The sequence below is a fragment of the Mycobacterium sp. 1245852.3 genome (genome assembly GCF_001669335.1).
Taxonomy (GTDB): Bacteria; Actinomycetota; Actinomycetes; order Mycobacteriales; family Mycobacteriaceae; genus Mycobacterium; species Mycobacterium europaeum_A.
Window position 1 is genome coordinate 1 of the sequence record NZ_LZLL01000254.1, and the last position, 7641, is coordinate 7641.

Consider the following 7641-nt stretch of genomic DNA (forward strand, 5'->3'; position numbering starts at 1 on the left):
CGCCAAGCTCTCACCGTCGCGGGCAGCGGCTGCTCGGCCGCCATCGACGCCGAACGCTGGCTCGCCGACCACGAAGAAACCGACGTGGATGCGTCCGTCACGCCGGCGATCGGTCGAGAGCCGTTGCGTAGCTGAGGTTTTCAGGCCGAGGTTGTCAACCCCGCGACGTGAGATGGGCGGTGACGACCGGCGTCACCCGCGCGATCAGTTCGTCCACCGGGGCGGACGCGATCGGCTCGACCTGAAGGACATGGCGCAGGTAGGCGATGCCCAGCAGTTGGGCCATGGCCAGGTCGATGCGCAGTTCGGTGTCCGCCCCGGCCAGCAGCTTGGCCATCTCCGGGTACAGCTGACCCTGAATGAACTGGCGCACCAGCGTGGCCGACTCTTCGTGGGTGGCCGCACCCCGCAGGATCGCCAGTAGGGAAGCGCGGGAGTCCGGCTGCTCCCATGCCGCGAAGAACACCCGCGTCAGGCGCTCACCGATTTGCTTTCGATCGCCGCCAGCGATGCGTTCGCTGATTTCGGCCGGATCGAACGGCCAGCCCAAGGTGGACCGGAACAGCTCGGCCTTGCTACCGAAATAGTGCCGGATCAGCGCCGGGTCGACGCCCGCGCCGGCGGCGATGTCGCGGACCGAGGTCTTGTCGTAGCCCGAATCGGCGAACAGCCGTCGGGCGGTCGCCACGATGTCGTTGCGGGTGTCCGGGTTGCCCGGGCGTCGTCCGATGGGGGGCACAGTTTAGAAATTCTACAGTCGTTGACTTCCGGGCGGCCGGGTTTTAGCCTTGGTGTAGAAATTCTCCACGTGAGGAGTTACGGAGATGCCAGCACCACGATGGGTCGCCCGGTTCAACAAGGTCGGCCTCAACCGATTCACCAAGTACATCGCTCCGTGGGCGCCGGGATGGGGAGTCGTCGTCCATCGCGGGCGCAAATCGGGACGCACCTTTCGGACCCCGCTGTGGGTCTTTCGCCGCCACAACGGATTTGTGATCGCGCTGACCTACGGTCCCGAAACGGATTGGGTGCGCAACGTGCTCGCCGCGGGGGGCTGTGAACTGGAGACCAGGCGGCGGCGCTACCAGCTGGGCGCGCCGGTCGTGTTCCGCGACGCGAACGCGACCGACATGCCGGCGTTCATCCGCTTCATGCTGCGTAGGGTGATCAAGGCGCCGGAGTTCCTCCGGCTCGATATCGTGAGCCAATTGGCAACGGCGCGTTGACTACTCGCTACCCGATGCGAACGCGACATCGGGGTTGAGGATGCCGGCCGGGTCGAAGCTCGCCTTGATGCGGCGCATCAGGTCGACCTTGACCGGGTCCTCGAGCTCGACGAAGTAGGGGGCTTTGGCGCGGCCCAGGCCGTGTTCGCCGGAGATCGCGCCGCCCAATTCCATTGCCAGCGCGAAGATGTCGGTCAGCAGCTGCTTTCGGATCGCCGGGTCGGGGCAGAAGATGGCCAGGTGCACGTTGCCGTCACCGGCGTGCCCGCAGCCCGCCGCGGCAGCGCCGGCCGCCGCCGCCAGACCGCGCGCGCCGGACAAGAACTTCGGCATGGCTCCGCGCGGCACGACGGTATCGATCAGGTCGTCGGCGTTGAGCGCCTTGAGCGTCCAGAACGCCTTTTCGCGCGCCTCGATCAGCTTGCGCGCCGACCCGCCCTCGAGCACGTAGGCGTCTACCGCGCCCAGCTCGGCGAGCAGCTCACCCGTCGTCTCGACGTCCTCGTCCAGCCGGTCGGCGGTCCGATTCTCAAGCGCCACAACCAGATACGCTTGACAGCTGTCCCGCACGGCGTCGGGCACGCCCAGTTCGAGATTCTGGGTATGTACCAGCGCGGCCATCGTGACGCTGTCGATGTACTCCAGGATGTAGGGCGCCAGGCCGCTGGCGAGGATCTTGGGCACCGCCTCCATCACCTGATCAAAGTCGGCGAACGGCGCGAGCACGGTGGCGGCGTGGTCGAGGCGCGGATGCAACTTGACGGTCACCTCGGTGGCCAGGGCCAGGGTGCCCTCGGAGCCGACGATGAGCTGGGTCAGGTCGTAGCCGGTGGAGACCTTGGCGATCTTGCCGCCGGTACGGATGAGCTCGCCGGTCGGCAGCGCCGCCTGCAGCCCGAGCACGTTGTGGCGGGCGATGCCGTACTTGACCGCGCGCATGCCGCCGGCGTTGGTGCCGACGTTGCCGCCGACGCTGGAGGACAGCTCGCCCGGGTGCACCATGTACCGCAGCCCGGTGCCGGCCGTCGCGTCGTCCAGCTCGGTCAGCGTCACGCCGGGCTGCACGACCGCGACCTGGTTGGTGCCGTCGACCTCCAGCACGGCGTTCATGCGCTCGAAGGAGATCAGCAATCCGTCCGCGCGGGGGATCGCCGCGCCCGACAGGCCCGTGCCCGAACCGCGGGCGGTCACCGGCACGCGGTTTTCCGACGCGGCCTTGAGTAATTGCGCGACCTCGTCGGCGGCCGCCGGCTTGGCCAGGTATGCGGGCTTCTGCGCCGGCTTGGTCAGCACCTCATCGTGCGCGTAGTCGTCGGAAATCACATCGCCCGTAAGCAGGTTGTGCTCGCCGACGATCCTCGCGAATTGCGCCGTCATGTCGGTCATCGAAGGCCTCACCTTCTTACGTGCCGGACAATTACTCACTGTATCGGTGGGATGCATGCGAGCAGAGACGCCGTTAGGGTGGGGCGGGCGCAGTTTTCCGCGAGGCCTCGTGTCGGTCTGGCCGGGTGATAATAGCCGCCGTCAGCGGTGTCTCGAAGTAGCGACACGCGTGAGGCTGCGCACGTTATGCCGACGCGCGATTCGGGAATCCGCGGCGTGGACTGTCTTGAAGGAGAAAGGATCGTTTGTTGACCTCCTCGTCCCGCGGTTCGCGGCTCGGTACCCGGTTCGGGCCGTACGAGCTGCGATCAGTGATCGGCACCGGGGCCATGGGCGAGGTCTACCGCGCGTACGACACGGTTAAGGACCGGATGGTCGCGCTCAAGCTGTTGCGCGGCGAGACGGCCGCGGACCCCGGTTTCCAGCAACGTCTTTGGCGCGAGTGCCGGAAGGTGACGCGGCTGCAGGAGCCCCATGTCATGCCGCTGCACGACTTCGGCGAGATCGACGGCGTGCCCTTCATCGACATGCACCTGGTCGACGACGGGGGCAGCCTCAAAGACCTGCTGCGTGAGCAGGGCGGGTTGGAGCCGTCGCGGGCCGCGTCGATCACCGCGCAGGTGGCCCGGGCCCTGGACGCCGCGCACGCCGCCGGGCTGGTGCACCTGGACGTCAAGCCCGAGAACATCCTGCTCACCCACGATCACTTCACCTACCTCGCGGACTTCGGCATCGCCCAGGCCGCCGGCGACGAGACGATTTCGCGGACCTACATGGCGCCCGAGCGATTCACCACCGGGCGGGTCGGGCCGCAGACCGACGTCTATTCGTTGACGTGCGTGCTCTACGAATGCCTCACCGGTCAGCCGCCGTTCGAGAGCGAGGACGCGGGGGAGCTGAAGCGCGCGCACATGCTGGCGCCGGCGCCGCGACCGAGCATCATGCGCCGCGGTGTCGGCCGCGATTACGACGACATCATCACCCGGGGCATGGCCAAACACGGCGCGGCGCGATTCGCATCTGCCGGTGAACTTGCCCGCGCCGCCAGTGACGCGGTGTTCGCGGCCTACGAGCAGCCGGTGGGTGTGGCCGCCGGGCGAAGCGGACCGCCTCCCAAGACACGCCCGCTGCCGACCGTCCCCCTGCCAGAACTTGACCAGCCCGCTGACAGCAGCCCCGAGCGGCCAGTCGCGTCCGGCCCGTCGTGGCGCTGGCCGGCGATCGGTCGCACTCCGGTGGTGGTGGCCGCGGTGACGGCGGTGCTGTTGATCGCCGGACTGGTCTTGTCGATGAATTTGGTTGGCGGTACTCATCACAACGGGTCGACGTCTGCGCCGCCTTTGACTGCACAGGCGGCGTCTCCGTCACCTACGGCGCCGCCGCCGTTGACGCCCACGCTGTCTCGCCCGGTGAAGGGCGCCGACGGTCTAGGGTTCGTCGGCGAGACGGCCCGCTGCGACCCGGGCAATCCGCCAGCCTTGGTGGTGCGGACCGCCAAGTCGCTGGCGGTGGTGTGCCAAAACCTCAGCGGCACTTATTATTACCGCGGAGAGCGGATTCGCGACGGCGCCCACATCGAGCTGTCCAATGCCGAGCGGGTCGAGGACGGCTTCGACGTGACCAACCCGGTCGACGGCGTCGTCTACGAGGTGCGTCCGAACCGGCTGCGGATCATCAGCTTCGGCCATGTCGATTCCTCGGAACCCGTGCTGCAGTACGCGACAGCGTCGTAACGCGCGCGGTGCTATTCGGATAATCCGAGGCTCCGGTGCCCCAAACGTCACATGCGTCACGGGTTTTCGGCCATGAAACGATTCCCAAACGCGCTAGCGGATGTGCTAGCGCGAAGGCGGCGCAAGGGTGGTCACGCCGCCTTCGCCGGCGCCGCCGCGGGGCGCAGCATTCGCCCGCTCATAAGCGCCGACAACCATCCGGGCGCGAGCCGTCCGCCCGTCGCCATCACCCGGTAGCGCCAGCCGGGCACGACCACCGCGCGGCCGCGGTCGAGACCGCGCAACCCGGCGGCCACCACCGGACCCGGTTCGGCGAGGTGGCGGTAGATCGCGGTGTGCGAGACGTCCGACCCGAGCGCGTCGACGAATCCCGTCTGGGTGGGTCCGGGGCACAGCGCGGTCACGGTGACACCGGAGCCGCGGGTCTCGGCCCACAACGCCTGGCTCAGCGACAGAACGAAGGCTTTCGAGGCGCCGTAGGTGGCCTGATAGGTGCCGGGCTGAAAGGCGATGGTAGAGGCGACATTCAAGATGCCGCCGCGGCCGCGAGCCAGCATCCCGGGCAGGACCGCGTGGGTCAGGCGGACCGGCGCGTCGACGTTGACCGCCACCAGTTCGAGTTCGCGGCCGGCGTCGATTTCGGCGAACGGGCCGTAGGTGCCGAAGCCCGCGTTGTTGACGAGCACGTCGATCGCCCGTCCGTCCAGGCGGGCGATCAGATCCTCGACACCGGCGTCGGTGCCAAGGTCGCCGACGACCAGTTGAACCTCGGTGCCCTGCCCCAACCGTTGCTTGACGGCCTCGAGCCTGGCCCGGTCCCGTCCGGCCAACACCAGCGAGAAACCCCGCTGCGCCAGCTGGTCGGCGAAGATCGCGCCCAGCCCTGAGCTGGCGCCGGTGACCACTGCCGTCTTCTTCATAGCTTCTCCTAGCGAATAGTGCTGGTGCTCAACGGCTTTGCTTGCCACGCGGTATCGATGCGGCGTGGCTGACGAATCCGATTCCCGCGCCGAGGATGGGCCAGATCGGCCAGAAGTAGGTTGCGTCGGTGGTCAAGGCGACCGCCGCCCAGACGGTCAGCACGATGACGCACATGGCGAGGTAAGCGGCGAGGTGCGCGCGCACTCCACGGCGCGCCGCGGCGATGCGGGCGGCGCGGCGGCGCGGGTCGTGGCGCCGAATGCGATCGAGCGGCAGGTCCGCGACGAGGTCGCGCAGTTCTTGGGCGGTGTGCGTCTGGAACACCGTCTGCAGCCGACGGTCGTACTCGTCCACCTGCAGGTATCCCTGGGCGAACGCCTGACCGAGCAGGGCGGCCGTCTTTTCCCGGTCGTGGGTGCCGGCGAGCGTCGATGTGGTTTCCAGCAGATTCGACATTTCGTCTCCTTGGTCGCCGATGTGAATAGCATTAACATAGACCTTAATGTTAATGTCGTCAACATGGCAGTGCAGCGGTCGGCCGTTCGGCGGCGTCAGAGCTATCACCACGGTGATCTGAAGCGGGCGCTGACGAGTGCCGCGCTATCGCTGGTGGCCGAGAAGGGGCCGAAGGGGTTCACCCTCACCGAGGCGGCGCGGCGCGCAGGCGTCAGCGCCGCGGCTCCGTACCGGCACTTCGCCGACAAGGCGGAGCTGCTGGCCGCCGTCGCCGAACAGGGATTCCAGCAGTTGCACGCCGACCTGGCCGCGGCCGCCGACCGCGCTTCCGATCCGAAGGAGCGGGTGGTCGAGCTCGGCCGCGCCTATGTGCGCTGGGCCATTGACCATCCGGATCACTATCAGGTGATGTTCGGGGCGGAGTCGCTGAAGGCCGAGCAGCCGAGCGTGGCGGTGGCCGGCGAGCAGGCGTTCGGCGACCTGCTCGACGCGATCACCAAGTGCCAGGAGGCCGGCATCGTCGGGGATCGGGATCCTCGGGAGGTGGCCGCGCCGTTGTGGTCGCTGGTGCACGGCATCGCCTCGCTGGCCATCGGCGGCCAACTGGGTGCGGTCGGGATCGTTCAGGCCCCCGACGACATCATCGCGGGCGTTGTGGCGCAAGTGCTTTGAGCGATTACCAGGGCCGATCTGTTTGGTGGCTTTGTCCCGGCGCGAACGTGACCGGGAGCGTGCCCAGGCCGGTCATGCTCGGGTTGCCCAGGTATTGGTGCACGTTTTCGACGTCGACTGCGTAGTCGGGGATACGGTCGAGGACGGCCTTGACCATCACGCTCGACATCAGCCGGGCCAGGTGCGACCCGATGCAGCGATGCGGACCCAGCCCGAAGGCGACGTGGCGGTTGGGAGCGCGGTCGAGAATGATCTCGTCGGGGCGGTCGAATTCGTTTTCGTCGTGGTTGGCCGACAGCCAGCTGATGACGACGCGGTCGTTCTTGCGGAGGCGTTGTCCGGCGAGCACGACGTCGTGAGTGACTGTGCGGCTGAGGGTTTGGTTGACGGAGAAGTAGCGCAGGAATTCGTCGGTGGCGGTGCGGTGGAGCTCCGGGTGGTCGATGAGTTGCTGGCGGAGGTCGGGGTGGGTGCCCAGGTGCAGCAGGGTCAGCGCGGTCTGGGAAGTGGTGGTGTCGACGCCGCCGCCGATCAGGTTCCACAGGATGTTGAGCAGTTGTTCGTCGGTGAGGCGCCGGCCGTCGAACTCGAATTGAATGAGGAAGCTGGTCAGGTCTTCTCGGGCGTCGGCTCGTCTTGCGGCGGCGAACTCGAGGACCTCTTGCATCATGGCGGGCACCTTGGCGATCGCTTTCGCGTACTCTTCGCTGTCTTGGGAGACGGCCATGACGGAGTGAAAGAGGTTGGCGTACAAGTGCCAATTGTCGTACGGCAGGCCCATCAGCTTCATGGTCAGGATGGCTGGGACCGGGCTGGCGTAGTCGCGCACCAGGTCCATGTGCCCTTCGGTGATTTGTTGGTCGAGGAACCAGTGCGCCGATTGCTCCATGAACGGCTTGAGTTTCTCGACGGCGCCGGGGGAGAAGAACGGCGCCAGCGCGTGCCGTAGCGCTTGGTGGTAGGGGCCGTCGACCTCGCCGATGCCCAGGGCGGGCTGGCCGTCGGGGCGGGGGACGCCCATCTCGCCTTGATAGTCGACGCCGTCTGCGGCGTGGGGTTCGTACTTGTGGGCGAAAGTGCTGCCGTTGCGGGCGGTTTGGCTTACGGCGTCATAGCTGCTGAGGAACCAGAACCCGCCGTAGTTCTCGTTCCACGCCACGGGACATCGCTGCCGCAGGTCGGCGTTGACGGCCAGCTCGTTGAGGTTGAAAGCGTCGGAATGATGGTCGAAGTCAACGATCACGCCG

General features: G+C 67.4%; 8 protein-coding genes and 1 pseudogene. 4 read left to right on the forward strand and 5 right to left on the reverse strand.

Annotated elements, in window-relative coordinates:
• Positions 1-135: pseudogene (locus A9W96_RS31380) on the forward strand (thioredoxin-disulfide reductase); the annotation flags it as partial.
• Between the two features lie 19 nt (positions 136-154).
• On the opposite strand, the gene A9W96_RS11130 reads toward A9W96_RS31380, so the two are convergent.
• Entirely contained in the window at positions 155-739 is a 585-nt protein-coding gene (locus tag A9W96_RS11130) for a TetR/AcrR family transcriptional regulator (protein ID WP_067139743.1), read from the reverse strand.
• 85 nt (positions 740-824) lie between these two features.
• On the opposite strand from A9W96_RS11130, the gene A9W96_RS11135 reads away from it, so the two are divergent.
• Entirely contained in the window at positions 825-1226 is a 402-nt protein-coding gene (locus A9W96_RS11135) for a nitroreductase family deazaflavin-dependent oxidoreductase (RefSeq protein WP_067023431.1), read from the forward strand.
• Here A9W96_RS11135 and A9W96_RS11140 read toward each other — a convergent pair whose 3' ends face one another.
• Positions 1227-2612: an FAD-binding oxidoreductase gene (locus A9W96_RS11140; protein ID WP_067139746.1), complete on the reverse strand. Its 1386-nt coding sequence runs from the start codon at positions 2610-2612 to the stop codon at positions 1227-1229. It lies immediately after the preceding gene.
• Between the two features lie 248 nt (positions 2613-2860).
• On the opposite strand from A9W96_RS11140, the gene A9W96_RS11145 reads away from it, so the two are divergent.
• On the forward strand, positions 2861-4345 hold the full coding sequence (locus A9W96_RS11145; protein ID WP_067139749.1) for a serine/threonine-protein kinase: 1485 nt from the start codon (positions 2861-2863) through the stop codon (positions 4343-4345).
• A 131-nt stretch (positions 4346-4476) separates the two neighbouring features.
• Here A9W96_RS11145 and A9W96_RS11150 read toward each other — a convergent pair whose 3' ends face one another.
• Both A9W96_RS11150 and A9W96_RS11155 read right to left on the reverse strand, forming a co-directional pair.
• Entirely contained in the window at positions 4477-5265 is a 789-nt protein-coding gene (locus A9W96_RS11150) for an SDR family oxidoreductase (RefSeq protein ID WP_067139752.1), read from the reverse strand.
• A 28-nt stretch (positions 5266-5293) separates the two neighbouring features.
• Complete coding sequence (locus tag A9W96_RS11155) at positions 5294-5722, reverse strand: DUF1707 domain-containing protein (protein ID WP_067139755.1); 429 nt, start codon at positions 5720-5722, stop codon at positions 5294-5296.
• Between the two features lie 69 nt (positions 5723-5791).
• On the opposite strand from A9W96_RS11155, the gene A9W96_RS11160 reads away from it, so the two are divergent.
• Positions 5792-6394, forward strand: a complete 603-nt coding sequence (locus A9W96_RS11160) for a TetR/AcrR family transcriptional regulator (protein WP_066871486.1) — start codon at positions 5792-5794, stop codon at positions 6392-6394.
• Between the two features lie 4 nt (positions 6395-6398).
• Here the strand turns inward: A9W96_RS11160 and A9W96_RS11165 are convergent, their stop codons facing one another.
• On the reverse strand, positions 6399-7637 hold the full coding sequence (locus A9W96_RS11165) for a cytochrome P450 (protein ID WP_067139758.1): 1239 nt from the start codon (positions 7635-7637) through the stop codon (positions 6399-6401).
• Between the last annotated feature and the right edge of the window lie 4 nt (positions 7638-7641).